The sequence below is a fragment of the Ralstonia sp. UBA689 genome (genome assembly GCF_002298975.1).
In the GTDB taxonomy this organism is placed as follows: Bacteria; Pseudomonadota; Gammaproteobacteria; order Burkholderiales; family Burkholderiaceae; genus Ralstonia.
In genome coordinates this window covers 89,517-114,409 of sequence record NZ_DBMV01000042.1, presented here as the reverse complement: position 1 = coordinate 114,409, position 24,893 = coordinate 89,517, and the positions used below count along the sequence as shown (strand labels likewise).

Annotated in this window: 22 protein-coding genes; 11 read left to right on the top strand and 11 right to left on the bottom strand. The window is 64.8% G+C overall.

Annotation, left to right across the window (positions count from 1 at the left end; genetic code table 11):
• Positions 1 to 35: 35 nt before the first annotated feature.
• A complete protein-coding gene (locus B4F51_RS21125) occupies positions 36 to 548 on the top strand; it encodes a hypothetical protein (RefSeq protein WP_296228655.1) in 513 nt (170 codons plus the stop codon).
• Between the two features lie 249 nt (positions 549 to 797).
• Here B4F51_RS21125 and B4F51_RS21120 read toward each other — a convergent pair whose 3' ends face one another.
• On the bottom strand, positions 798 to 2,012 hold the full coding sequence (locus B4F51_RS21120) for an aromatic amino acid transaminase (RefSeq protein ID WP_296228654.1): 1,215 nt from the start codon (positions 2,010 to 2,012) through the stop codon (positions 798 to 800).
• A 42-nt stretch (positions 2,013 to 2,054) separates the two neighbouring features.
• Entirely contained in the window at positions 2,055 to 2,981 is a 927-nt protein-coding gene (locus tag B4F51_RS21115; RefSeq protein WP_296228653.1) for a DMT family transporter, read from the bottom strand.
• A gap of 119 nt (positions 2,982 to 3,100) precedes the next feature.
• On the opposite strand from B4F51_RS21115, the gene B4F51_RS21110 reads away from it, so the two are divergent.
• Positions 3,101 to 3,583 (top strand): Lrp/AsnC family transcriptional regulator, encoded by a 483-nt coding sequence (locus B4F51_RS21110; protein ID WP_296228652.1) that lies wholly within the window; start codon positions 3,101 to 3,103, stop codon positions 3,581 to 3,583.
• A gap of 128 nt (positions 3,584 to 3,711) precedes the next feature.
• On the opposite strand, the gene B4F51_RS21105 is transcribed toward B4F51_RS21110, so the two are convergent.
• Positions 3,712 to 4,737, bottom strand: a complete 1,026-nt coding sequence (locus B4F51_RS21105; protein WP_296228651.1) for a MerR family transcriptional regulator — start codon at positions 4,735 to 4,737, stop codon at positions 3,712 to 3,714.
• A 247-nt stretch (positions 4,738 to 4,984) separates the two neighbouring features.
• Between B4F51_RS21105 and B4F51_RS21100 the strand changes: the two genes are divergently transcribed.
• Positions 4,985 to 6,769, top strand: a complete 1,785-nt coding sequence (locus B4F51_RS21100; protein ID WP_414706804.1) for an EAL domain-containing protein — start codon at positions 4,985 to 4,987, stop codon at positions 6,767 to 6,769.
• Positions 6,770 to 6,779: 10 nt separating this feature from the next.
• Here B4F51_RS21100 and B4F51_RS21095 read toward each other — a convergent pair whose 3' ends face one another.
• From B4F51_RS21095 to B4F51_RS21065, 7 genes are all read right to left on the bottom strand, one after another.
• A complete protein-coding gene (locus B4F51_RS21095; RefSeq protein WP_296228649.1) occupies positions 6,780 to 7,577 on the bottom strand; it encodes a thioesterase II family protein in 798 nt (265 codons plus the stop codon).
• Positions 7,578 to 7,591: 14 nt separating this feature from the next.
• A complete protein-coding gene (locus B4F51_RS21090; RefSeq protein ID WP_296228648.1) occupies positions 7,592 to 11,152 on the bottom strand; it encodes an indolepyruvate ferredoxin oxidoreductase family protein in 3,561 nt (1,186 codons plus the stop codon).
• 104 nt (positions 11,153 to 11,256) lie between these two features.
• Positions 11,257 to 12,231: a 3-oxoacyl-ACP synthase III family protein gene (locus tag B4F51_RS21085; protein ID WP_296228647.1), complete on the bottom strand. Its 975-nt coding sequence runs from the start codon at positions 12,229 to 12,231 to the stop codon at positions 11,257 to 11,259.
• 38 nt (positions 12,232 to 12,269) lie between these two features.
• Entirely contained in the window at positions 12,270 to 13,334 is a 1,065-nt protein-coding gene (locus B4F51_RS21080; RefSeq protein WP_296228646.1) for a 3-oxoacyl-ACP synthase III family protein, read from the bottom strand.
• Complete coding sequence (locus B4F51_RS21075) at positions 13,335 to 13,571, bottom strand: acyl carrier protein (protein ID WP_296228645.1); 237 nt, start codon at positions 13,569 to 13,571, stop codon at positions 13,335 to 13,337.
• A 9-nt stretch (positions 13,572 to 13,580) separates the two neighbouring features.
• A complete protein-coding gene (locus tag B4F51_RS21070; protein WP_296228644.1) occupies positions 13,581 to 14,303 on the bottom strand; it encodes an HAD family hydrolase in 723 nt (240 codons plus the stop codon).
• A 15-nt stretch (positions 14,304 to 14,318) separates the two neighbouring features.
• Positions 14,319 to 15,026 carry an AfsA-related hotdog domain-containing protein gene (locus tag B4F51_RS21065; RefSeq protein ID WP_296228643.1) on the bottom strand — a complete coding sequence of 236 codons (708 nt, stop codon included), beginning with the start codon at positions 15,024 to 15,026 and terminating at the stop codon, positions 14,319 to 14,321.
• Positions 15,027 to 15,527: 501 nt separating this feature from the next.
• Between B4F51_RS21065 and B4F51_RS21060 the strand changes: the two genes are divergently transcribed.
• The 6 genes from B4F51_RS21060 (at position 15,528) to B4F51_RS21035 (ending at position 21,620) form a co-directional block, all read left to right on the top strand.
• Entirely contained in the window at positions 15,528 to 15,911 is a 384-nt protein-coding gene (locus B4F51_RS21060; RefSeq protein ID WP_296228642.1) for a limonene-1,2-epoxide hydrolase family protein, read from the top strand.
• An 80-nt stretch (positions 15,912 to 15,991) separates the two neighbouring features.
• Positions 15,992 to 16,813: a hypothetical protein gene (locus tag B4F51_RS21055; protein ID WP_296228641.1), complete on the top strand. Its 822-nt coding sequence runs from the start codon at positions 15,992 to 15,994 to the stop codon at positions 16,811 to 16,813.
• A gap of 66 nt (positions 16,814 to 16,879) precedes the next feature.
• Entirely contained in the window at positions 16,880 to 18,427 is a 1,548-nt protein-coding gene (locus B4F51_RS21050; protein ID WP_296228640.1) for an MFS transporter, read from the top strand.
• Complete coding sequence (locus B4F51_RS21045; protein ID WP_296228639.1) at positions 18,427 to 19,260, top strand: alpha/beta fold hydrolase; 834 nt, start codon at positions 18,427 to 18,429, stop codon at positions 19,258 to 19,260. The genes B4F51_RS21050 and B4F51_RS21045 overlap by 1 nt, the downstream gene beginning before the upstream one ends.
• 32 nt (positions 19,261 to 19,292) lie before the next feature.
• Positions 19,293 to 20,459 (top strand): FAD-dependent oxidoreductase, encoded by a 1,167-nt coding sequence (locus tag B4F51_RS21040; protein ID WP_296228638.1) that lies wholly within the window; start codon positions 19,293 to 19,295, stop codon positions 20,457 to 20,459.
• A gap of 18 nt (positions 20,460 to 20,477) precedes the next feature.
• Positions 20,478 to 21,620, top strand: coding sequence for an acyltransferase family protein (locus tag B4F51_RS21035; RefSeq protein WP_296228637.1), 1,143 nt, complete (start codon positions 20,478 to 20,480; stop codon positions 21,618 to 21,620).
• A 36-nt stretch (positions 21,621 to 21,656) separates the two neighbouring features.
• Here the strand turns inward: B4F51_RS21035 and B4F51_RS21030 are convergent, their stop codons facing one another.
• Positions 21,657 to 22,379 carry an autoinducer binding domain-containing protein gene (locus B4F51_RS21030; RefSeq protein ID WP_296228636.1) on the bottom strand — a complete coding sequence of 241 codons (723 nt, stop codon included), beginning with the start codon at positions 22,377 to 22,379 and terminating at the stop codon, positions 21,657 to 21,659.
• Between the two features lie 579 nt (positions 22,380 to 22,958).
• Here B4F51_RS21030 and B4F51_RS21025 point away from each other — a divergent pair.
• Together B4F51_RS21025 and B4F51_RS21020 are read left to right on the top strand one after the other, a co-directional pair.
• Positions 22,959 to 24,029, top strand: coding sequence for a type IV toxin-antitoxin system AbiEi family antitoxin (locus B4F51_RS21025; RefSeq protein WP_296228635.1), 1,071 nt, complete (start codon positions 22,959 to 22,961; stop codon positions 24,027 to 24,029).
• Positions 24,010 to 24,888, top strand: a complete 879-nt coding sequence (locus B4F51_RS21020; protein WP_296228634.1) for a nucleotidyl transferase AbiEii/AbiGii toxin family protein — start codon at positions 24,010 to 24,012, stop codon at positions 24,886 to 24,888. The genes B4F51_RS21025 and B4F51_RS21020 overlap by 20 nt, the downstream gene beginning before the upstream one ends.
• Positions 24,889 to 24,893 lie beyond the last annotated feature (5 nt).

Genomic DNA, 24,893 nt, shown 5'->3' with positions numbered 1-24,893 from the left:
ACAGCCCGGGCTCACGCAAACAGGTGCGGTCGGGATTGGAAACTCCGTACCCAATAGGCCCAAAGAGAACCGAGGGCGCCAAACGTCGCTTTCTCGCCTACGAACACCTCGTCTCGCTGGAAGTCGACACGGAACAACGGGAGCGCCTGTACCGCGACCTGCAAGACGCCCGCGTCAAACAAGCGACCTGGCCCTGCACAGTCATGGATGCGAGCATCCACCTCGAACGCGACGAGCGCGGCGGCACCGCTCACCTGAACCTGCGCGCCAGCCCCAAGGGCGTCCGCGTCATGCGCAAGCGCCTGACCGACAGCGGTGACGTCGTCAGTCAGGGCACCCATGTGGACGACCTGGGCCAGCCGATCGACGAAGTCGGTAAGCGCCTGGAGATGCGGCAGAACTACCGCACGAGCCTGCTCGAACTGGAAGCGGCCACCGGCCGGAACGCGCACCTGATGGACCGCGTCAACCGCGAAGTGCTGTCGATCATGTGGGCGCTGATTGCACGGCTGCGGCGCAAATGGCGGGCGGGCAAGGCGGCCGACTGATCATCGGCCAACCGGGCCACCCAGGTCCGATCGCTCCAGCGGCGTAGTAAAGCGTGAGGTAGACGGCATTCAGCACACCAGCGCGTGCCGGACTGCTGGCGATGATGCTGACCTGGTTAGCCACCTGTGCGGCAAAGCACCCGGCATCGAATGTGGCTAAAGCGATTGCCGTCAAAGCGGGGGGCCAAGCGCCATCGCGAACGCGGAGAGCGATGCTGCGGTTAGCCCAACAAGGATCCCGCGTTCCTACTACGTCATATCCGCCACCGTACGCACGGCGTCGGAAGCCACCGCAACCAGCGCGCCGGCCACATGGCCGATCTGCTCCGATGCCAGCCCCGCGATATTGATGCGGCCGCCCTGCGTGCCATAAATGGCGTGGTCCGCGCGCAAGCGCTCCATGGCGCTGACGTCCAGCGGCAGCACAGAGAACATGCCCTTGTGCCGCGTCAGATTCCGCAGCTCGGAAGGCGCCCCCAGGCTGGACAATGCATCGTCGAGCCGAATCCGGTTGCCGACGATGCGCCCGCGCATGTGCTCCAGCTCTTCGCGCCAGCGCGCCGTCAGTGCCGCATCGGCAAGAATGGTGGCCACGATGGCAGCGCCATGGTCCGGTGGCATGGAGTAGTTGCTGCGCGTGATGCGCTCCAGGATGCCGCCAACCGGCCGCAGGACTGCCGCGCTCTTGCCGATCACAAGCGCCGCGCCAGTGCGCTCGCAATAGAGCCCCATGCTTTTCGAGCAGCTTGCGGCCACCAGCACCGTGTCGAGTGCATCGACGAGCAGCCGCAACCCCTGGGTATCCGCCTCCAGGCCGTCGGCGAGCCCCAGATAGGCCATGTCGACCAGCGGCACCAAGCCTTGTTTCGCGCAGAGTTCCGCCACAACGCGCCAGACCCCGATCTCCATGTCGATACCGGTTGGGTTGTGGCAGCAGCCATGCAGCAGCACGATGTCGCCCGCGCTGGCGGCGGCCAGATCTGCGAGGACGGCGTTTGCGTCGAGCAGCCCGTCCGGCGCGTGCCAGCGGTAGCGCTCAACCACGAGCCCGGCGGCCCGCATGATGGGCACGTGGTTGACGTAGCCCGGGTCGGACACCCAGACGCGCGCGCCGGGCGAAGCCACTGCAATGAAGTCGGCCAGGAGGCGCAGCGCGCCGGTCCCGCCCACGGTCTGCATGGTGTGCTGACGAGCCAGACGCCCGGCATCCTGGCCTAACAGCAAGGCGGCCAGATGGGCGTTGAATTCGGCATTGCCGGCCAATCCTCGATAGGCCTTGGAGCCGCCGGCGGCAGCCAGGCGTTCCTCCGCGGCCTGCACGGCAGCCATGACTGGGGTCCGCCCGGTTTCATCGCGATAGACGCCCACCACGAGGTCGACCTTGGTGGGCCGGGGATCGGCGCGGAATGCGGCGGTCAGCCCCCACAAGGGGTCCGGAGCGACGGTTTCAAGGGTAGCGAGCATGCGCGTGTTCTCCTGAAATGCGATGCGATGCGGTGCGATGGATTAGGCGCGGTTTGCCAGGATCACGCCTGCGGTGATGGCGACAATGCCGCCCACGACCGTCAGGGTCAGCGATTCGCCGAGCAGCGGCACAGCCCCGAGGCAGGCCAGCGCCGGCGCCAGCGAGCCGATGGCGGAACAGCGCGGCGTATCCAGGTGACGGATGGCGAGCGCATAGGACAGGCTGGCCGTCACGCCAACGCCCAGGCCCTGGGCCAGCAGGAACGGCATGGCGCTGGCCAGCGTAAAGTGCCCGAGGTGGCTGTCGACCACGCCCAGGGCCACCAGCAGCGCCAGCAGCAAAAACGAAGGCACGCTCAGCAGCAGCGCGCAGCCGATGGCGTCGAGCCCGGCGCGACGCAGCCCCAACGTGTAGCAGCCCCAGAAGAGGCTGGCGAGCAGGAGCAACGCGGCCCCGCCCAGGAACGCACCATGCGACGCATGCGATTGCGACAGCAGCAACAGCACCACACCACCCAGGATGATCGCGATGGCACGCCCGCGCGCCGCGGCTATGCGCTGGCCGTCCATCGCATAGGCGAGCAGCGCGACGGACAGCGGCGCGGTGCCCGCGATCAGCGCGGCCACGTGCGCCGCCGATGTCACCTTGCCGCCGGCGGAAGCAATGAAGAAGAACGGCAGACCGCCGCCCGCCAGCACCATCAGCGCGCTGAGCGGCTTGGCGCGCAGCAGCATCGGCAGGCGGGACGGCAGAAACGGCAGCAGCAACAAGGTCGGCAGGCCGAAGCGGATCAGCGCCACGTCGGCCGGCGCAAGGGGTGAGGCGCCAATCGCGCGGATCGACAGGGCAAACCCGGCCCAGATCAGCACCGTCACCACCATCGCCGCATACCCGATCAGCGGGTTCGTCTGGGCGGCTTCCCGCGCCACCGCATTGCCCGCGCCCGCCGTCAATGTCGAACTGCTCATTCCGCCTCATCCCCATTCAAGAATGGAGACAGAATGCCTCAGCATGTGAAGTAGTATCTTGTTATTTCAGCCAATTCTGGATTCCGCTTTGGCAGAACCTGCCACTTTAGGAGAATCGCGTGGACAAGAAAGACCGGCAGATCATTGCCGCGCTCCAGCAAGAAGGCCGGCTGACCAACCAGGAGTTGTCTGAGCGGGTCAACCTGTCGCCCTCGCCCTGCCTGCGGCGGCTGCGGCTGCTGGAGGATGCAGGCGTCATTCGCGGCTACACGGCCATCGTCGACGAAGAGGCGTATGGCCTGCCGGTCACCGCGTTCGTCCACATCCGCTTGCAGCAGCACACGCGGGAGGTGGTCGCGACGTTTGAGAACCGGATTCGGGACATCGACGCGATCCTCGACTGCTACGTGCTGACCGGCGAAGCGGATTACCTGCTGCGCGTGCTGGTGGAAAGCCTGCAGGACTACGAGCATTTCGTGCGCAACCAACTGCACGCGATTCCAGGGATCGCCGCCATCGACACGAGCTTCGCCTATGGCGTGGTCAAGCGCTCAACGGTGTTTCCGGCGCGGGACGAAAACCGGACTCGCCGCGTGCGCTGAGCGCAGGGGTGGTCAGCCTGCAATCATGGGCGCTCCGATTGCACGGCCGCGGCGCACGTGGTGCAGACGCAAGGCGGCCAACCGAGCCTCCCAGGCGCCTGCCCGAACGGCAGGCGCCTTTTCCCTGCTTACGCCGGCTGCAGGCCCGCCATGGATTCACGCACATAGGCGATCAGGTCAGGGCCCATCCATGGGCTGGAGGACAGCTCCGGTTCGCGCTCCATCGCCAGACGAACCTTGGCCTGTGTCTGCGGATCGTCGCCAACACCGGAGCGGAACAGCTCGATCCATAGCTGGGCCAGTTTCTGCATTTCCGGTGCATCCGGCGCCGTGCCCTTGCTCATATGCTGGCGCACATCCGCGATGAGGCCCGGCCACTCGTTGCCGCGCTTGCTGAAGTTCTCGCGCATGTACTGCAGCTCCTGCGGCGACAGGTACTTCGCATAGATCGTCAGCTTGGTCTCGTTGATCGCCTCCATGATGAAGGCGAGCATCTCCAGGCTGATGCCGGTGCGCTCCTGCAACGCGGGCTCGTTGATGTGCATCTTGTGCAGCTTGCCCGTGAGCACCGGATCGAGCGCAGTGTCCTGCGCGAGCAGTGCTACCCAGCGCTTGGCCAGCGCCTGCGCCTCGGCGCTGCGCGAGGGCAGCTTGCGCGCCATCGCCTCGCGCACCGTCGCCACCAGTGCCGCCCACTTCTCGCCGCGCAACACATCCGCATCCAGACGTTCTGCCCGTGCGCGCTCTTCCTGCGAAAGATATTTGTCGTACATGGTCATCCATTCCAAGGTTGTGAGCCATTCGGCAAGCTCGGGCTCTTCCTGGCGCACTAGCTGGTCGTGCAGCCGCGACAGCCGATCGCGCAGCACGCTGGCCTGCGTGATCTGCTGATCGAGCATCGCGATCTGCCGCTCCACGATCGTGGTCAGGGGGACATCCGGATTTGCCAGGAAAGCCCCGATGTCAGCCAGCGACATGCCGAAACGCCGCAACGCCTGAACCTGGTGCAGCCGGGCGATGTCAGCCTTGTCGTACAGCCGGTAGCCGCTGTCGGAGCGGGCCGAAGGCGTGAGCAGGCCGATGCTGTCGTAGTGATGCAGCATGCGGACCGTCAGGCCGCAGCGTTTGGCGAGATCGCCCACTTTCAACAACATGACTGGCTCCTGTTTCTGTCTTCTGGCTTGGTCACAGGCTAGGACCTCACACAATGTGAGGGTCAAGCGCGATGTGAATGGATGGCGCCCCATGAGAACGCAGGCGCGCACAGCATTCTGAACCACGCCCCTCTGTGGTGGGGGCTGCGGCCCGCCAACCCGCGCGGCGCCGTGCGTCATAAAAAATTCATTCAATTCTGTGTTCATGGCTCCGTTTAGCGGAATGTCCGCTTCTGCGCCCAACGCCATGACCTTCTCGCCGCTTCCCCTGCCGCCGGGCATTACGCCCGAGATGCTGCGCACGGTGTTTCAACCGATCTTCCGACTGTCCACGACCGAGGTGTTCGGTTACGAGGCATTGCTGCGCGGGCCGGTGGGCTCGGCCATGGAATCGCCCGCCGCGCTGTTTGCGGCCGCATCGGACGCGGAAGGTGCGATTGCCCTGGAGACGACCGCCGCGCGCCTGGCCATCGACAGCTTCTCGGCCATGCGCCTGCCGGGCAAGCTGTTCCTGAACTTCAGCGCCTTCGGCGTACGCCAACTGCTGCAGGACCACGCCCGCCTTCTGCGCGCCATTGCCGACCACGACCTGCACCCCTCGCGCATCGTCATTGAACTGACCGAGCAGACGCCCATCGACGATCTCGCGAGCTTTGCCGAAGCGCTTTCCGTGGCGCGCGACTTCGGCATGCAATGCGCGCTGGACGACTTCGGCACCGGCAACGCCAACCTGAACCTGCTGATTGAGCTGGCGCCGGATTTCATCAAGCTGGACAAATACTTCCTGCGCGATATCGCCAAACATCCAGCCAAGCTGGATATCGCGCGCTCGCTGCAGCAAACGCTCAAGGGCAGTGCGACGAGCATCATTGCCGAAGGGCTGGAAACAGAAGACGAACTGGGTGTAGTGCGCGACCTGGGCATCCGATTCGGGCAAGGCTTCTTCCTGGCCCGCCCGCAGGACAAGCCGGCGGGCGATATGTCGAGCCACGCGGCGCGCGTGCTGCAGTCATCGCAGATTGCGGTGTTTCCGCAGGCCGTACGCGTCGGCTGGCGTGCCATCAGGGCCAGCAAGCTGCTGCGCGTGGCGCCCACGCTGCCCCTGCGCTGCAGCAACGATGACGTACTGCACCTGTTCAACCGCCATCCAGATCTGCACGCGGTGGCCTTGCTGGATGAAGGCGAACGGCCGCTGGCGCTCATCGCGCGCCGCGCCTTTATCGATCGCTATGCGATGCCGTATCACCGCGAGCTGTACGGCAAGAAACCGGCCCTGACGTTTGCCAACCGGCAGCCGGTGCTGGTGGAAAAATCCGCTTCGCTCGAAGACATGTCGGCGCTACTGATGAGCGAAGACCAACGCTACCTGACCGACGGTTTCGTCATCACCGAGCACGGCCGCTACCTGGGCCTGGGCACGGGCGAAGAACTCGTGCGCACCGTCACCGAGATCCGCATCGAGGCCGCCCGCTATGCCAACCCGCTCACCTTCCTGCCCGGCAACATCCCGCTGAACCTGCACATTGAGCGGCTGCTGGAGGCACGCGCCGAGTTCCACGCCTGCTATGTCGACCTCAACCACTTCAAGCCCTTCAACGACCAGTACGGCTACTGGCAAGGCGATGAGATGCTGAAGATGGCCGCCGCCGTTCTGGCCGCTGCATGCGAGCCCACGCGCGACTTTCTCGGCCACGTGGGCGGGGACGATTTCCTGATCCTGTTCCAGAGCGCCGACTGGCAAGCGCGTATCGAGCAGGCCATGGACACGTTCAATGCCAACGCACTGGCGATGTACACCCTGGCCGATCGCGCGGCCGGCGGCATCCATGCGGAAGACCGCAAGGGCCTGCCGGCGTTCTTCCGCTTCGTGACGATGGCAGTCGGCGCGCTGCGCGTGCTGCCGGGCGCCGCGCGCAGCAGCGACGACATCGGCACCGCCGCCGCGCTGGCCAAGCGCCGCGCCAAGCAGAGCGACAGCGGCTTTTATCTGGAAGCGATGCGACCCGCGCAAACGCTACCGGTCACCGCATGAGCGCGTTGCCCTAAAGCGCCTCGGCCGGATCGCGCCGACGGCGGGCCGGGCGATGGGCCAGTGGTGGGAGGTCAGCGGCGAGGTGCGCATGCAGCGCCTCCAACCCTTCCGACTCGAAGAAGTGGTGGCCGGGCAGCGTACGCAGCACGCTCGGGCCGCTCGTGACCTCGCCCCACGCAGTGAAGTCGGGCTCATCCAGCAACGGATCGTCGTTGCCCCGAAAACCGAACAGCGGCAGCGCGAGCCGTGGCTCGTCACGATAGTCGTAGATCTCGGACAGACGCAGGTCAGCCCGCAACGTGGGCAGGATGTATGACAGCGTGCGCGTATCCGTCAGCACAGACTCGGGCATGCCACCCAGGCCGCGCAGGCGTTCGATAAAGGGCGCCTGCTCCAGTTCGCAGATCGGCGGACGACCCAGCGGCCGATGCGGCGCGCGGTGCCCCGAGATGGCCAACGCCACCGGCAGCGGACCACCACGCGCATGCAGCGTACGCGCCAGCTCGAACGCCACCAGCGCGCCCAGACTGTGCCCATAGAACGCAAACGGCAACGCATCCGCCTGCGCACCGGCCACTTCATCGGCCATGCCGGGCAGCAGTTGATCGAGATGGCTGGCACGCGCCACGCCCGCCGGCAGAAAGCGATGCGGCAACTGGATGGCCCGCACCTCGAAGCCAGGCAGCCCTGCTGGCCACTTGGCAAAGTTGCCCGCGCTGCCACCTGCGTGGTGGAAGCAATACAGCCGCAGGCGCGGCGCGGTCACGGGCGTGCGCCCGACCGGAACGATGTAACGCAATGAAGCCATGACAATGGCCCTCCTTACCACGACACCTCGTGCGGCAGGCCGTACGGGCCCGCCCCCGAAAAGGCCGGCCACGCCGGCGCCTGCGCTTCCTGCGGTTCGCCATGACCGGTCAACTGCTCCAGCAACGCACGCTGACGGCTGCGCGCGGTATCAACGCTGGCTGCCTTCACATGGCCGTAACCGCGAATCTGCCTGGGCAGGTTGGCAAGCTGCAGCACCGTGTCGTAAGTCAGCGCACTGAGCTTGTCGAGTGCGATACCGATGGCCTGCTGATACTCGACGATCAGCGCGCGCTCCTGCCGGCGCTCATGGGTGTAGCCAAACGGATCGAAACGCGTGCCCCGCAACCACTTCAGCCGTGCCAACACCGCAAACAGGCGCCGCGTGCCGGGTCCGAACACGCGCTTGCGCGGCCGGCCGCCCTCGAATGCGGAGAAGACGGGTGGCGCCAGGTGAAAGCGCAGTGTGACGTCGCCCTCGAAGGTTTCGGCCAGCGCGCGGCGGAAAGCCTCGCCTGTGAATAGCCGGGCGACTTCGTACTCATCCTTGTAGGCCATCAGCTTGAACAGGTTGTGCGCCACGGCCATCGCCAATGTCTGCTTGCCGGTCGCTGCGCGCTCGGCCTGCCGCACATGCTCGACAAAATTCACGTAACGCCGTGCATACGCTTCGTTCTGATAGCCGGCCAGGAAATCGCGGCGATGCGCCAGCACATCATCCAGGCTCGCGGGCTTCTGCAGCTTGATGCTGGATTCCGCCAACGGCTTGCCCGCCCCGATGCCTGCATTGAATGCCACATACCGGCCCCACTGGAACGCGCGCTGGTTGGCCTCCACGGCCACGCCGTTCAACGCGATGGCGCGCAGGATCGACGCCTCCGCCAGCGGCAACAGCCCACGCTGGAACGCATAGCCGAGCATCAGCAGGTTGGTGTACAGCGCATCGCCCAGGTGGTGCTGTGCAAAGGCACTGGCATCGACCCAATCCAGCTTGGCCTCAGCCGTCTCACCCAGCAGGCGACGCAGTTGCTCGGAGGGGAACTGCCAGTCCACCTGGCGGATGGCGTGACCGGGCGGGGTCTCCTCCGTGTTCAGCACGATCTGCGTGTGCCCGGGCTTGATCTTGTCCACCGCATCGCGCGCGGCGGCGGTGAGGATGTCATAACCGAGCACCACGTCGGCCCGGCCGGTGGGGATGCGTTGGGAGTGCAACGCGTCCTGCCGCTGCGCAATGCGTACGTGCGACATCACGGCGCCGTTCTTCTGCGACATGCCCGTCATGTCCAGCACCGATGCGCCCTTGCCTTCCAGATGCGCCGCCATGCCGAGAATGCTGCCAACAGTAACGACGCCCGTGCCGCCAATGCCGCAGATGAGCACGTTGAACGGTGCATCGAGCGACGCGCGCTGCGGCGTCGGCAGGGCTGGCAGGTTGTCGGGCAGGGCTGCTTTCTGCTGCCTGCGGCCGCTGCCGCGCAGGCGACCACCTTCCACTGTCACAAAGCTCGGGCAGAAGCCTTGAACGCAAGACGTGTCCTGATTGCATGACCCTTGATGCACGGCGCGCTTGCGGCCGAACTCGGTTTCCAGCGGCACGATGGATGAGCAGTTCGACTGCGTTGCACAGTCTCCGCAGCCCTCGCACACCAGCGGGTTGATGAAGAGATGCTTGGCGGGAGCCTGCGTGGCCTGCTTCTTCTTACGGCGGCGCTTCTCTGCCGCACACACCTGCTCATAGATCAGCACGGTCGTGCCTGGCACTTCACGCAATTCGCGCTGCACGGCATCGAGCGCGTCGCGCGAATGGATGGTGACGCCATCGGGCAACCCAGCGCGACCGTTGTGGCGCGACGGGTCTTCCGATACCAGCGCGATGCGCGCCACGCCCTCCGAAGCCAACTGCCGCGCAATGGACGGCACGGTAGCGATGCCGTCCACCGGTTGGCCGCCCGTCATGGCCACCGCATCGTTGTAGAGCAGCTTGTAGGTGATGTTCACCTTGGCGGCAATCGCCGCGCGGATGGCCAGATAGCCCGAGTGGAAATACGTGCCGTCGCCCAGGTTGGCAAACACATGCGGCACCTGCGAGAACGGCGCCTGGCCGATCCAGGTCGCGCCTTCGCCACCCATCTGCGTGAACGTCTTGTTGTACTCAGGGTAAATGGCCGTGGCCATGATGTGGCAACCAATGCCGCCCAGCGCCAGGCTGCCTTCTGGCACCTTGGTGGACGTGCTGTGGGGGCAGCCCGAGCAGTAGTAGGCCGAGCGACCCGGGGCCGGCTCCGCGCGGTCGAGAAAGGCCTGCCGGTCACGCAGCCACGCGGCGGTCTTGGCAATGCGGCCCTGCGGATGAAACGGTGCCAGCCGGTCGGCAATCACCATGGCGATCTGCGCGACCGAAAGATCCGTCTTGGCCGAAAACACGCCGTTGCCTGTCGGCCCCGCCAGCTCGCCCACACCGTCGGACTTGCCGACGATACGCGGGCGCGCGTTGTCCGGCAGGTCGTACAGGAACTGGCGCAACTGCGATTCCACCACCGGCCGCTTCTCCTCGATGACGAGAATCTCGTCCAGCCCGATGGCGAAATCACAGATGCCTTGCGGCTCCAGCGGCCACGGCATTGCTACCTTGTACAGCCGCAGACTGGCTATTTCCGGCGCATCCTCGTCAATCTCCAATAGCGCGAGCGCTTCGAGCACATCGCGGTAGCTCTTGCCGGAGGCGACGATGCCAAGGCGTGCAGTGGGGACGTCGTGCGTGGTGCGGTTGAGCCGGTTGGCGCGCGCATAGGCCAACACCGCCGGCAGCTTGTGGTCCTGCATCAGCGCTTCCTGCTTGCGCGCGGTCAGGCCCAGCGGGTCGGACGAGAGGCGGCAGTTCAGCCCGCCCTCGGGCAGCACGTGGTCCGCCGGCAGACGGATCTGCACCGCGAACGGGTCCGCATCAATGCCGGCAGACGACTCCACGGTATCGGCCAGCGCCTTGAAGCCGACAGCGCAGCCCGAATAGCGCGACATGGCCCAGCCATGCAGGCCCAGCTCGATGTACTCCTGCACATCGGCCGGATACAGTACGGGGATCATCGCCGAGCAGAACAGGTGGTCGCTCTGGTGGGGCAGTGTTGACGAATAGGCACCGTGGTCGTCGCCCGCCACCAGCAGCACGCCGCCGCGCGCGCTGGTGCCGGCGTGGTTCATGTGCTTGAGCACGTCGGCCGAGCGGTCCACACCTGGGCCCTTGGCATACCAGAGTGCGAACACGCCGTCGTGCTTCGATTCGCCCAGCAGGTGCACCTGCTGCGTGCCCCACACGGCGGTGGCCGCCAGGTCTTCGTTCACGCCGGGCTGGAAGCGGATGTCGTGCGCGGCCAGCGCGTCGCTCGCCTTCCACAGCGCCTGATCCAGCCCGCCCAGGGGTGAGCCGCGGTAGCCCGACACGAAACCCGCCGTATTGAGCCCGGCGGCACGGTCGCGCACGTGCTGCACCACCATCAGGCGTACCAGTGCATCGATGCCGCTCAGGAACACGCGTCCGCTGGTGGCCGTGTATTTGTCTGCTGCCGTGATGGATTGCACGCGAACCTCGCGAAAGGTGGGGCGATATCAAAACGCAGCGCGAGCGAGGCCAGCCCCGCCGCGCAGCGGGCATCGGAACCGGTTGGGTTGGATGGGTAAAGCGATTACCAGTCGATCAGGCAGGCGCTCCACGACAGCCCCGCGCCAAAGCCGATCAGCACGACCTTGTCGCCGCGCGTCACGCGGCCCTGCCGGACCGCGTCGCCCAGTGCCAGCGGGATGCTGGAGGCGCCGGTATTGCCGGTATCCGCCAGGCTCACGAAGAAGCGCTCGGGCGGGATGCCCATCTTGGCGCGCACCGATTCCAGCATGTGCGCGTTAGCTTGGTGGAAGACGAACAGGTCGATCTCTTCCCGCGCGAGGCCGTTCTTCTCCAGCAGCGCGTCGATCACCTCCGGCACCTTGGTCAGCACGAAGTTGAAGACGCCCGGCCCGTTCATACGGAAGTCCGGCTGGTAAGCGCCACCGCTCTTCAGGCCGCGCAAGCCGGAGGTATGCGCGGTGATGGCCTCGGCGCCGGTGCCGTCGGTACCGAACTCGAAGTCGCGCACGCCGATGCCGTGTTCTGCCCGGCGAATGAACGACGCCGTGGCCGCGTCGCCCATGATGGTCTTGAGACTGCGGTCTTCCGGCGCCACCAGCTTGGTGTAGGTGTCGGCCGTGATGAGCAGCACGCCCTTGGCGCGACCGCTGTCGACCAGGCCCTCGGCCAGCATCAGGCAAGACACATAGCCCGAGCAGCCCTGGTTCACGTCGAGCGCGCCGCTGCGCGTGGGCAGGCCCAGCGCATGCTGCACGAGGCAGGCACTCGTCGGAATCAGGAACTTGGGCGTCTGGCTGCAGAACAGGATGAAGTCCACCTCTTCCGGCGCGATGTCGTGCTCGGCAAGAAGACGGCGCCCGGCGGCAATGGCCAGCTCAAGGCTGTACTCATCGTCGGCGGAGATATGCCGAAGGTGGATGCCGGTTTTGCCCGCGATTTTGTCGATGGGCCAGTCCGGGTTCAGCTCGGCAATGGATTGATTGCTGAGCGTCGCATCCGGCAGCGCATAGCTGATCGATTGAATCTGTACCGCCATGAGAAGACTCCGCGTGATTGCGTGGTTGCGCGATGACGTTATTGCCGGTGATACACCAAGGGGACCATGATGGGATCGGCCTGCCGCAGCAGTGCCCCGCCCCACGAGAAGCCCACGCCAAAACCGACCATGCCGAGCGTCTCGTGCGCCGGCCGTGGCGCGTCAGGATCGTGCTCGGTCACCATCATCAGCGGGATGGAAGGCGGGCTGGTGTTGCCAAAGCGATCGATGTTGCTGGGCATCTTCTCGGGTGCGATACCGATCTTCTTCGAGAAGTAGTCGAGCATGAACTTGTTGGCCTGGTGGAAAAGCCAGCGGTCCACGCTCTGCACCGGCCAACCGGAAATCGTGGAGAGCTGCTGCACCAGTTCCGGCACGTGGTTGAGCGTGAGACCGAACACGGCGGAGCCGTCCATATACAGCTCTTCCTGCGAGCGCAGCACCTTGTCTTGCGGATGCGGGCGGCGCTCGGCCGATTCCGCCGTGCGTGGCTGACGGAAGCCACCGGCTTCGATGATGAGCGAATCGCTGCCCGCGCCATTGGTGCCAGCAAAGAAGACGCTCTCGGCCGCGTCGTCCGAATACTCGATGGCCGTGGCCGTGCCCGCATCGCCAAACAGGATGTTGGCCGGAATGTCGTGCGGCGAGATCAGCTTGCTGGGCGTATCGCCCACCAGCAGCAGCACGCGCCGCATCCCCTCTTTCGCCAGCAACCCGAAGGCGACCATCAGCCCATACACGTAGCCCGAGCAGCCGAGCGTGATGTCGAACGCCGCGCAGTGAAACGACAGCCCCAGCCGCCGCTGCAGCACGCAACTGGTGGCCGGCACCACGTAGTCAGGCGTTTGCGAGAGGAAGATCAGCGCGTCGACGGAATCCTTCTCCCAGCCGACGGATTCCAGCAGACGCTCGGCCGCCACGTAGCACAGGTCGGATGCGCACATGCCGTCGGGGGCCACATGCCGGGCCCGGATGCCGCACAGCTTGGCCGTGCGGCCAATCTCCACCGGATCGCCGGCGATGTCCTCGTTGCGCCGCACGTGCTCCGGCACCGCGGCGGACACCCCGGCAATACGCGCATTGTGAAAGCGCCGGTAGCCCATTCAAGCCTCGACGCTTTGGCCGTGAACCAGCGTGCGCAGCTCGCCGAACGTGGTCAGCTCCTGCAGCGCCATGGGGTCGACCACCTTCTGGTAGTGCGTGTCGATCAACGCGATGGTGCTGAGAAACGCCAGCGAATCCCACACGGCCTCTTCGACCATGTTGAAGTCATCGGTGATCCGCTCCGGCGACACTTCGAGCAGGGCCGCGAAATCTTCAATGAATTTGCGATCGTCCATCGGTTCACCTCAATCATCAGGAAACAGCGGGGAAATGCGCCAGTCATGCTGGCGTGCGTGGTCCAGCAGTGCTGCATTGGAGCCGACCGCCACCGGGTGGTCGGCCAGGGAAAGCATGGGGATATCGCTGTCGTGGTCACCGTAAGCAAAGCCGCCGCGCATCGACAGGCCGTGCGCCTGCAGAAACTGGCGCAACGCGATGGCCTTGCCCTCGCCAATGGTGGGCTCGCCCAGCATGGCGCCGGTGTAGCGGCCGTCGCGCTGCTCCAGACGCGCGCACACGACGTGGTCAATGCCCAGGTCTGCCGCGATGGGTGCGATGGCCTCGGCAAATGATCCGCTCACGACAATGGCGATGGCCCCTTCGCGCTGGTGCGCCTTGAACTGCGCGACCACCGCCTCGTGATAAAGCACCGGGCGGTTGGCCTCGAACCATAGCCACGCGGCGCGCGCCATGCCATCCACCGAAATGCCCGCGAGCTGCCGGTAGAAATAGCGATTCTGTGCGACGCGATTCGGATTCCGCTCCACAAACCAGGTCAGGTTGGCGCGCACGTCGCGAATGCGGCGCTCGGCCTGATCGAGCGAGGCCGCCACGCTGCGGTGGTACTGCTCCAGCACAGCGATCATGCTCTTGGGGCGGATCAGCGTCTCATCCAGGTCGAACACCGTGCAGATGCGTGCGGCCTTGGCCACTGGCGCGGCGCTGTCGGGGGCGATGGCGGCAGTCATGACGGCGCCGCCCCTTCAGTTATGCAGCGACTTGAGTGCCGAGCTCTCAAGCGCCGACACGAATTTGCGGTCGAGCACCGTGAAGGTGAGCGTGAGCTGCGCAATCAGCTTGTCCTGCTGGCGGAAGTCGATCCGCACGGCCATCTTGCCGTCGCCGGTCGGCCGCAGATTGCGCTCGAGCACGCGGTACTCCAGATCGACCCGGAACGGATAGGCAAACGCCCTGAAATCCACGTTGATGTTCTCGGCCAGGTACATCTTGGCCGCCGTGGAGTGGAACTTCTGCGTGACGGCATTGCCCATCTGCCGCGCCGCCTCCAGCAGCACCATGAACTGCACGTGCTTTCCGGTCACGTGGTCGCTCAGGTCGGCGCACTCATCGTCGATCAGCAGCACGCTGGCGTAGGTGTCTTCGCCCGTTGCCTGCGGATCGGAAATCAACGTGTTGGAACGCTTGATCTTGTGCGTGAGCGTGCCGTCGCAGCGCTGGTGGTTGTCAAAGTAGCTGCTGAGCGAGATCTGCCCCGCATGGCTGCTTTGCGCCACCAGCTCGCGCAGCACATCGACCTGCGATTCAGAGATGCCCTGCTCCAGCGAGATGGCAGCCGGTTCGAGCCGTCCGCCACGAACACGCGCAACAAGCTCGTCGAACGTGAGAATGCTTTGCGCGTTGGACAACTCCTGAAACTTGTTGCCGACCACGCGAATAAGGTTTTCAGTCATAGGGGCCCGTCGTGTGCAGTTCTGGTGGTTGAAGTGCCAATCTATTTTAAAAATCACTTAAATCTAGATTTTCACCTGCTTTATATCGATCCGCTTTTCCAACAAGTGCGTCATTGCATTTGCATATGCGGAAACGCTCGGAATCCGCACTTTTGTGCTATGCCGCAAACTGAGTCGTATAAACGGTTCGTTCGTCTGCCGGACGCATCCTACCGTTTGCTGCAATGCGGTCAACTGCAAAAAAATACAGTAGACGTGTCACCGCTTTTCACACAGCATCCGCGCTTAATCACGGCGTCGCCATGCCTTGCACCAAACAGGGTATCGATGATGCTGCCGCACCGTTCTGATTTGCAGAATGGTGCACGCACGTGATTTAAAAGACCGCCGTCGGATTGCGAGCAATCGGATGCGACGGATTGATGAAACTGCGCGCCGGTGCGCGGCCTCCGTCCCAACATGGATGCCCGTCTGCCGGCTCACCCAACCCGAGGCAGCAAGATGGCTCAACAAGACTCCAAGACCCTGGCCAACCAGTTCATCCGCGCGCTGGAAACGCGCGATCTCGACGCCGTGTCGGACCTGCTGGCCGACAACGTCGTCTTTGAAGACGTGCCGCTGGCCGACACGGTGCACCGCGGCAAGGACAAGGCTATCGAGAAGGTGGCCGAGTTCTTCGGCAAGTCGTCTTCGTATGTCTGGAAGAAGCACCGCGTGGTGTCGGAAAACGGCACGGTGTTCGTCGAGCGCACCAGCGACATCGTCTTCGGTGACAAAAAGGTGACGCTGCCGATGGTCGTCATCCTCGAGTTCAACGAGGCCGGCAAGCTGACCCTGTTCAAAGACTACTTCGACCTGCAGACGCTGCAGAGCCAACTGGCCTGACGCAGGCGCACCGCCAACGCACGCCAACCCACGCGGATGGCGGTGCGCTCCCGTCAATCCACCCTGTGAGGAGATGACCGATGAGCACGTCGTATCGCTCCGAAATCCACCGCTTTGGCGCACCCGCCGAAACCCGTGACATGCAGATCGATGAAGCCGTGGCGCTGGTGCGCGACGGCGACGCGATCGCCGTCCTGCTGGACGTGGTCAAGCCCGAACAGCTCGACGCCTGGTGGGCCGACCCGTCCTACCCCGAGGTGATTCCGCACCGCTCGCTCTCCGGCGTGGCCAACACTGGCGTGGCGGTCGGTCCGATGCAGTTCCTGGAAAACGAGAAGCTCGTGGTTGGGCTGGCGGACTACTTTGCCTATGCCGGCCGTTTCAACGGGCAGTTGCGCAACACGGCCTTTGCGCGCCTGATCAACGAGGCGTTAGGCATCGACACCGTGCAGGTGGGCAGGTGGGCGGAGTTTCCGCTGACCTCCAAACGCGAGTTCCAGCCCAAGAAAGAAGGCATCTACAGCGTGCCGCCGCATTGCGACGCCATCCACTTCTCGCGCGACCCAGGCAACTGGCCCATTGGCGAGCACTACTCCGAGCTGAGAAACCAGATCTCGGTGTTCCTCTCGGTGGCCGATTCTGATGAAGGTACGGGCCTCGTGTTCTGGGACCACCGCCCGCAAAACTTCGCCGAGCTGAACACGCTGATGGGCGAGTTCTTCGCCAACCAGACCATTCCCGAGCTCGAAGGCGTGCCCAAGCTGGTGGTGCGCGGCAAGCCCGGCCAGTTGCACGTGCTCAACACGCGCGTGATGCACGCCGTGGAGCAGTGCCAGGCGGTGCGCCGCACGATCGGCGCGTTTTTGGTGCGCCATGAAGACAGCTGGCGCATGTTCCACTGAACCCGCCCCGCGCACACATGACCGGCAGGAGCCCGCGCGGCGCCTGCCGGTTCAAGAGGCAAACCCATGAAGAAATGGATCGTGCTGTTCTCGATCGGCATCTACCTGCTGCTGATCAACCTGGACCTGACCATCGTCAATCTGGCGCTGGCCGAGTTCTCAAAGCATTTCAACGCCACCATCGAGCAGATCCAGCTCGTGATCGTCAGCTACCTGGCGGCTGCGGCGGCGTTCTTCTGCCTTTCTGGCGTGCTGGCAGACCGCTACGGCAAGAAGCGCGTCTTCATGGCCGGCGGGCTGCTGTTCGTGCTGGCGTCGCTGTACATCGGAGCGTTTGCGCACAGCATCGAGGCCATCATCGCGGCGCGCTTCATCCAGGGCATCGGCTTTTCGGCCACGCTGGGGTTGGCGCTCATCCTGATCGGCAAGGCGTTCCCGCCTGAACAGAAAGGCTTGGCAACGGGCGTGGCCGTCACCATCACCGGCATCGGCCTGGCGGCGGGGCCGCCGCTAGGCGGGTTCATCCTGCAGGCGTTCGGGTGGGAGATGATCTTTCTCATCAATGTGCCGCTGGGGTTGCTGTCGCTGGTGCTCACGGCCGCGTTCGTCGACAGGGACGACCCGAACGAGCTGAGTGCCCGCGCGCTCGACGTGGTGGGTGTGCCGCTGTATCTGCTGGGGCTCGGCTGCCTGATCGTGCTGTCCAACGCGCTGGCCACGCTCACGTGGTCGCAAATCGGCGTACTGATGGCAGTAGGCGCTGTGTCCACTGTGTTGTTCGTGCGTCGCAGCCTGCGTGTGGAGGCGCCGCTCATCAACCTGTCGCTGCTGAAGAACGGCACCTACCTGACGGTGGTGGGCATCCGCATCATCTTCAACTTCGTGATGGCAAGCTTCCTGTTCGTGCTGCCGCTGTTCATGCAGAACATCCTGAACTACTCGAAGGTGCGTGCAGGGTTGTGGGTGCTGTGCATGACGGCGTGCATCTTTGTGGTCGGGCCCATCACCGGCAAGGTCATCGACCGCCATGGCTACAAGCTGCCGACGCTCACGGGCATGGCGCTGCTGCTGGTGAGCTGCGCGGCTTTCCTCACGTTGAGCGTTGATCTGTCGATCGTGCTGTTCGTGATCGGGTTGGTGAGCTTCGGATTGTCCAACGGAGCGCTCACCACGGCCACCATTAACGGTGCCACCTCGCAGGTGTCGCCCAAGCACACCGGCACGGCCATCGGCCTGTTCTTCACGCTGTCGATGGTGGGGGCGATGTTTGGCGTGGCGGTGTCGGGGCTGATCCTCAGCAAGGTGGGAGAGTTCGAGCTGGCGCACCGCATCGCCAGCGCCGCCGCAACGTTCACGCCGGAGCAGTTGCAGACCCTGCATAGCCTGGTCAACGCCAGTCAGAACCTGGTCAACGTGGCTGGCATGTTTGCCGATCACCCGATCGATGCGGTGCGCGCGCTGGTCAACGCCAGCTACGTGCCCGCCATGCGCGCAGTGATGGCGTTCAACGCCCTGCTGGCCGCCACGGGCATCGGCCTGTCGGTCACGCTGTTCAAGCGCGGGCGCGCCCGCCCCACTGAATCCCGCAACGAACACCTCGAAGGAGCCGTGTAATGCAATCCAGATTCCTGAACTTCGATTTCGGCAAGGTCCATTACCTGCAGGGCGGCAAGGCCAACGCGCCAGCCATCGTCTGCCTGCACGGCACGGCGTCCACCGCCGCGTCTTACGCCGATCTGGAACCGCTGCTGGGCGACCAGTTCAACCTGATCGCACTGGATTTTCCCGGCCATGGCCAGTCGGACCACATTGACGTCGCACGCTTCGGCTTTCAGTACAGCATGATCGGGCTGCGTACTCTGTTCGAAGAGTTCCGCCATCGACTATCGTTGCGCGAGATCATTGCGGTGGGCAACAGCGTAGGCGCCAACATCGCCACGCAATCGCTGTTCAAGGACCCGGACCTGCTCGGCCTCGTCTCGATTGCCGGCGTGCATGCCGTCAGCCGCGAAGATGCGTTCTCCAACTTCCGCCCCGAAGCGCCCAAGGAGCTGGCCTTCAAGAACCAGCTCATCGGCGACGAGGCTGAGGCGCTCACACGCGCCTATCTCGATGTCTCGCAGGCTGGCACCGAGGTCTACAAGCGCATGCTGGCCGACATCAAGGAATCCGACGGCAACTTCCGCGAGCAATTCGCCATCCACTTGAAGACGCAAGGCTGGCTGGACGAACTGGCCATCTTGTCGGGCAGCAAGGTGCCGTTCCTGTACATCGGCGGCAAGAACGACGCCTTCATCGATAACGCCTACTACGACAAGCTGCAGGCCCGGGTGCCGCGCATCCCACCCGCCAACGTGCACATCCTCGACCACGTCGGCCACGTGCCACACCTCGAAGCGCCCGAGATCTGCGGCAGGTTGATCCTCGATTTCGCCAAGACGCTCTAAGCACACAGCGCGACACACTCAAGGAATCGATCATGAGCCTACTGATTGTCGGATGCGGCCCCGTGGGCATGACGCTGGCGGGCCTGCTCGCACAACATGGCGAGCCGGTGCAGATCATTGACAAGCGGCTGGAACTGTCGACGCTGCCGCGCGGCATTGCCGTCAACCAGGCGAGCCTGGCGGTGTTCGACCAGCTCGGCATCGGCGCGCAGTTGGATGCGCTGGGCCTGCGCGTGCCGCGCATGAACCTGTACCGGCGCAAGACATACTTTGCCGATATCAACTTCAGCCAGCTCGACATCGCGCGCCCGCACTTTTTTCACCTCACGCAGGACGTGATCGAGCGCGCGCTGTACCGGCGCATTACCGATCTGGGCGTCCCTGTCCGCCAGGGGCTGGAGTTGCAGGCGCTGGAGGAGACGCCCACCGGCGTGATCGCAACCTGTGTTCACATCGACGGCCGGGAAGAACGCATTCTTGCCGACCACGTCATCGCCTGCGACGGCGGCAACAGCACGGCACGCCGCCTGCTCGACATCCCCGTCGACCAATCGATCTACGCAGGCTACTTTGTCGTGGCCGACGTGGCTTTCGATGCATTGCCGCTTGCCAATGAGGAGATGCACTGTTTCTGCGGCGTCGACGGCTACCTCATGATCGTGCCGATCCCGGGCGGCTACTACCGCGTGATCGCCTCCTTCCCCGGGGAAGATCCGCAGAGCGGGTTCGATGCCGCCTTCATTGAACGCATCCTCCGCGAGATGACGCCCATCGAGGCCACCGTGCGGCACCTGCACTGGATCACGCACAGCGCATTCGGCCACCGCATCGCCAGCCGCGCGCGCGTGGGGCGCGTGTTCTTTGCCGGCGATGCATGGCACCAGTTCAGCCCCATCGGGGGCACCAACATGAATCTCGGTATCGAAGACGCGGCGGTGCTGGCGCGCGCCATCCTCGCCCGCGATCTGGACGCCTACGAGCTGCCGCGCCTGGAGGCCGTGGCGCGCAACCTGGCGGTGACGCGCTACCTGAGCCGGCTGCTGGTGCGCTCGCCGGACCTGGCGACCACGGCCCGGCCGTTCCGGGCGCCCTCGCTCAAGCACCTGCTGCACCATGAGCTGCCGCGCTTCTTGACCGGCCTGCGCACGGGCATGCCGGCCACCGAAGCGCGACACGAAACCGAGGCCGTCACGGCCTGACCCGCACAGGAGACCCTCATGGTGCCCACGCTCCGCACGCCTGCGGCCAGCCGGCTGCCGTCGCTCACCGGGCTGCGCTTCCTGGCGGCCATGCTGGTCTTCCTGTATCACGGGTCGCTCACGAAGATCGTGGTGTTCAACCCGTTTGCCGATGCGCAGTGGGCCAACGCCTACAACCACCTGTTCAACGTGGGCGGGCGGGTGGGCGTGTCGTTCTTCTTCGTGCTGAGCGGCTTTGTTCTGACGTGGTCGGCGCGCACGACCGACACGGTGCCAGCCTTCCTCAAGCGGCGTCTGCTCAAGATCTACCCCAACCACGTGCTCACGTGGGCGGTGGCGATGATCCTGCTGGTCGCACCCGGGACACCGCCGGCGGTATGGCTGCCCAACCTGTTTCTCGTGCACGCATGGGTGCCGGAAGATGCCGTGCTACGCGGCGTCAACGCGGTGTCGTGGTCGCTGTGCAGCGAACTGCTGTTCTATCTGCTGTTTCCACTGATCCTGCCGGTGGTGCGGCGCATTCCCGCATCACGGTTGTGGCTGTGGGCTGCAGCCACGGTGGCGGGGCTCCTGGCCGCGCAGGGGCTCATCACGCTGCTCACGCCGGCCTCGCCCGTCGCACCCGGCTGGCCACTGCCGGAGCTGCGCTTCTGGCTGGCGTATTTCTTTCCGCCGCTGCGGCTGTTCGAGTTCGTGCTCGGCATGCTGATGGCGCGCATCCTGATGACGGGGCAGTGGATGCGGCTTGGCTTGCTGCCCGCCTTCCTGTTCATGGCAGCCGGCTACGCAGCGGCGCGCGTGGTGCCGTTCCAGTACAGCCTGAACGCGGTGATCATCGTGCCGATCGCGCTGCTCATCACCGCCGTGGCGGCCACCGATGTGGCAGACACGCCCACCCTGCTCGCCTCCCGCACGATGGTGTGGCTGGGCGAGGTGTCGTTCGCGTTCTACATGGTGCATCTGGAAGTGCTGTACGGCGCGCGGACCCTGCTGCACGGGCAGGCATTTGCAACGCCGGTGGCACTGGGCGTGATCGTGGCGGAGTTCGGTGCCGCGCTGCTGCTGGCGTGGGCGCTGTATGCGCTGGTCGAGCGGCCCATCATGCGGCGCTGGGCCGGCAGCGCACGGCCGCATGTCGGCCACATGCGGCCCGCACGGTAGCTGCGCCTGTTCGACATCGGATCAACGTTGGATCGACTAGCTCCCCGTGGCCGGAATCAACCCCAGCAACGCCGCCTTGACCACGGCATGCGTCTTGTTGGCGGCATTGAGCTTGGTGATGGCGTTCTGGATATGAAAGCTCACGTTGCGCTCGGTCATCTCCAGGATGGCCGCCACCTCGGCCACGGTCTTGCCTTCGGCTGTCCAGTGCAGGATCTGGCGCTCGACGTCCTTCAGGCGCGCGGCGGCATCGGGCAGCACCTTGCTCGCCATCAGGTTGCTGATGGTGGCGTGCGCCAATTGCCCCAGCCAGATCATCTCGGGCTCGATGGCGGCCAGTTCTTCTTCGGTGATGGGCTCGGCGCTGCGTGCCAAGCTGAACGTGCCGAAGATGCCGCGATGATCACGCATGGTCTGCGACCACCCGTGGCTGAGCCCGTGCTCGCGCGCATCCACCCAGAACGGCTCGTTCGGATCGCTGATACCCGGCCACAACATGGGCTTTACACAGCGCTGGCCGAACTGCAGCACCGGGTCGATGGCGGCATAGCCCAGCGTGGCGTACCTCTCGCGCCAGCGCTCCGGGTAGTTGCTCCATGCCACGGTATTGAAGCGGGTGATTGGGATCGCCGCGCGCAGGGCGTAGGCGTAGTAGTCGAAGCCCAGCAGGCTGACGGCTGTGTGCAGGCTGCGAAATGCAGCATCGGCGTCATCCAGCGTATTCAGTTCGCGCAGCAACTCCGCGCGCCACGACGTCATCCGGTTTTCCGTAAATAGAATGCGAGCGCCCATCCAAGCGTTCTCCCAAATATGCTCATTGCAGCAGCCACGTGCGCCGGATAATCCCGTGGCACATCACTGGTCCCGTTTGCTGACGTTCTGAACATGGCCGCGTGCCAACACGGCATGCGGCTCCCCCCGCTCAGGCTTGTGGCCGCCAACCCGCGTCAGGCAAGGGGTGCCGGTGATCTGATCATCGCCTTGCGCCTCACTGAAGACACGAAGCGGCGTGTTGGAACTATACAAAATCTACAGCGGTTTGCGCGCCGCAGCATGCCAATTTGGGGTAGTGCTTTTTCTCGAATGCGGCGTTGGGTAAAGGCAGGAATAAATCGGCTGATAATCACCTGCGTTTGCGCAAAGACGCGTCGATTGTATGGAATCTCGAAACAAGGATGCACGATGGGTGCAACGGACTCCCGAAGCTCGCATGTTCATCATTTCCTGTTGTTCACGTAACGTGAACAACAAAAATCATTGAACAACACTGGTATGGCGTTCATAATTACCGCACGTTCACGCTTCGTGAACACACAAGAAGAATGAACAAGCGCACTTATGGCTACACGACATGAACTTCTCCACCGAGAACGCGAGGTAGTCGATGCAGCGCTCAACGCGCTGGCCGAGACCACCGGCATCACCAGCCGCGTCGAGACAACCGAGCCGCGCACCGACGGGCGAGCGCGGCGTGCCGACGCCATCGTCGACCTGACCGCCGGCGGCCGGAAGCATCGCTACCTTGTCGAATGCAAACGCACGGTAGACCGAGCAGCCACACTGGCGCTCGTGCATGCGCAACTGGCCGAGCAAGCCGGAGCCGGCTTGCTGGTCACGCAGCATCTCAGCCCACAACTGGCCGAGCACAGCCGGCAGCTCGGACTGCAGTTCATCGATACCGCAGGCAATGCCTATCTGTGCGCTGACGGTCTGTATGTCTTTGTGAACGGGCGCAAGCCAAGCGGCCTCCAACCGCGCACCGTCCAACGCAGCGCCGGCAATGCCACCGCACTGCGCATGACGTTCGCACTGCTTTCGGCACCCGCACTGCTGCAGGCGTCCTATCGGGATATTGCACAAGCCGCAGGCATCGCGCTCGGCTCGGTCGGGGCCGTATTTGCCGACCTGGCCGCGCGCGGCCTGCTGATCGAATCGCCCAAAGGGCGGCGCTGGGCCGCGCCGGAACGCGTGCTCGACGAGTGGGTCGCCAGCTACCCGACCGTGCTCCGCCCCAAGCTGCACGCACGCCGGTTCCGGGCGCGCGACCCGGCATGGTGGGAACACGCCCGCCTGGATGGGTTGCATGCAAGCTGGGGCGGAGAAGTGGCCGCTGCACGCATGACCGGCTACCTCAAGCCCGCCACGCAGACCCTCTATGTCGAACCGGACGCCATGCGCGACACGTTGCGCGAACTGGCCAGCACCCATCAACTCCAGGCGCAAGCAAACGGCCCCATCGAGCTGCTGGAGCGGTTCTGGCAACTCCCCCCCGACACACCTGCAGAGAGCGCCATCGCCCCGCCCATCCTCGTCTATGCGGACCTCATCGCCAGCATGAACCCGCGCAACCTGGAGGCCGCCAGCCTCATCCGCAAGGAGGACATCGCCCGTGCATTCGATCCGCGCTGACCGCCCGCTGGACCCCACCGTACTGGCCGCGCTCGGGGCCGTCCACAACGTCGCCGCTCCGCAGCAATGGCCGCTCTTCGTCATCGGCGCCACCGCGCGCGATATCCTGCTCTCGCATGTGTTCGGCATCTCGACCGGGCGAGCGACGCTCGATGTGGATTTCGCCATCGCCCTGCAGGACTGGGCGCAATTCGAAACTGTCCGGCAGCGCCTGCTAGCCACCGAGGGCTTCAGCGCAAGCTCCGACGGCGGACACCGGTTGTACTACCGAGCAACGGGCAACGGCTTTGCCACGCCGATCGACCTGATCCCATTTGGCGGCGTAGAAGGGCCTCCCGCCACGATCAAGTGGCCGCCCGACATGGCTGTGATGCTGAACGTCGCGGGCTATGCCGATGCCTGGCAGGCTGCCGTGGAGGTCGAGGTTTCGCCCAACCTGCGGGTGCGCGTGGCCTCGTTGGCTGGCCTTGCCGTCCTCAAGCTGATCGCCTGGAGGGCGCGCGGCCTGGAGCACGCCAAGGATGCCGAAGACCTGCAGTTCCTCCTGCGTCACTACGCACACGCCGGCAATCTGCATCGGCTCTATGAAGCCGAGATCAATCTACTCGAAGCGGCGGACTACAACCTCGATCTGGCCGGCATGGCACTGTTGGGCAAGGACGTAGCTGCCGTAGCCGGCGCCGAGGCCTACGCGCAGTGCATCGCCATCCTCGACAATCCAACACTGCGCGACCGACTGGCCTTGCACATGGCGAGCTCGCAGCCGGGTGCTCAAGATGCGATGGCATCCGCCGAGCATCATCTGCAATGGTTTCGGCGCGGGCTTGACCTGCGTGCCATCACCTCACCGTCCGTCTGAGGCCC

What these genes read in the sequence shown, in the direction of transcription:
- B4F51_RS21120 (WP_296228654.1), bottom strand. Translation starts at nt 2,012, where the DNA reads ATGCTCGCTACCCTTGAAACCGTCGCTCCGGACCCCTTGTGGGGGCTG.
- B4F51_RS21115 (WP_296228653.1), bottom strand. Translation starts at nt 2,981, where the DNA reads ATGAGCAGTTCGACATTGACGGCGGGCGCGGGCAATGCGGTGGCGCGG.
- B4F51_RS21105 (WP_296228651.1), bottom strand. Translation starts at nt 4,737, where the DNA reads ATGTTGTTGAAAGTGGGCGATCTCGCCAAACGCTGCGGCCTGACGGTC.
- B4F51_RS21100 (WP_414706804.1), top strand. Translation starts at nt 4,985, where the DNA reads ATGACCTTCTCGCCGCTTCCCCTGCCGCCGGGCATTACGCCCGAGATG.
- B4F51_RS21095 (WP_296228649.1), bottom strand. Translation starts at nt 7,577, where the DNA reads ATGGCTTCATTGCGTTACATCGTTCCGGTCGGGCGCACGCCCGTGACC.
- B4F51_RS21085 (WP_296228647.1), bottom strand. Translation starts at nt 12,231, where the DNA reads ATGGCGGTACAGATTCAATCGATCAGCTATGCGCTGCCGGATGCGACG.
- B4F51_RS21080 (WP_296228646.1), bottom strand. Translation starts at nt 13,334, where the DNA reads ATGGGCTACCGGCGCTTTCACAATGCGCGTATTGCCGGGGTGTCCGCC.
- B4F51_RS21075 (WP_296228645.1), bottom strand. Translation starts at nt 13,571, where the DNA reads ATGGACGATCGCAAATTCATTGAAGATTTCGCGGCCCTGCTCGAAGTG.
- B4F51_RS21070 (WP_296228644.1), bottom strand. Translation starts at nt 14,303, where the DNA reads ATGACTGCCGCCATCGCCCCCGACAGCGCCGCGCCAGTGGCCAAGGCC.
- B4F51_RS21065 (WP_296228643.1), bottom strand. Translation starts at nt 15,026, where the DNA reads ATGACTGAAAACCTTATTCGCGTGGTCGGCAACAAGTTTCAGGAGTTG.
- B4F51_RS21060 (WP_296228642.1), top strand. Translation starts at nt 15,528, where the DNA reads ATGGCTCAACAAGACTCCAAGACCCTGGCCAACCAGTTCATCCGCGCG.
- B4F51_RS21055 (WP_296228641.1), top strand. Translation starts at nt 15,992, where the DNA reads ATGAGCACGTCGTATCGCTCCGAAATCCACCGCTTTGGCGCACCCGCC.
- B4F51_RS21050 (WP_296228640.1), top strand. Translation starts at nt 16,880, where the DNA reads ATGAAGAAATGGATCGTGCTGTTCTCGATCGGCATCTACCTGCTGCTG.
- B4F51_RS21045 (WP_296228639.1), top strand. Translation starts at nt 18,427, where the DNA reads ATGCAATCCAGATTCCTGAACTTCGATTTCGGCAAGGTCCATTACCTG.
- B4F51_RS21040 (WP_296228638.1), top strand. Translation starts at nt 19,293, where the DNA reads ATGAGCCTACTGATTGTCGGATGCGGCCCCGTGGGCATGACGCTGGCG.
- B4F51_RS21035 (WP_296228637.1), top strand. Translation starts at nt 20,478, where the DNA reads ATGGTGCCCACGCTCCGCACGCCTGCGGCCAGCCGGCTGCCGTCGCTC.
- B4F51_RS21030 (WP_296228636.1), bottom strand. Translation starts at nt 22,379, where the DNA reads ATGACGTCGTGGCGCGCGGAGTTGCTGCGCGAACTGAATACGCTGGAT.
- B4F51_RS21025 (WP_296228635.1), top strand. Translation starts at nt 22,959, where the DNA reads ATGGCTACACGACATGAACTTCTCCACCGAGAACGCGAGGTAGTCGAT.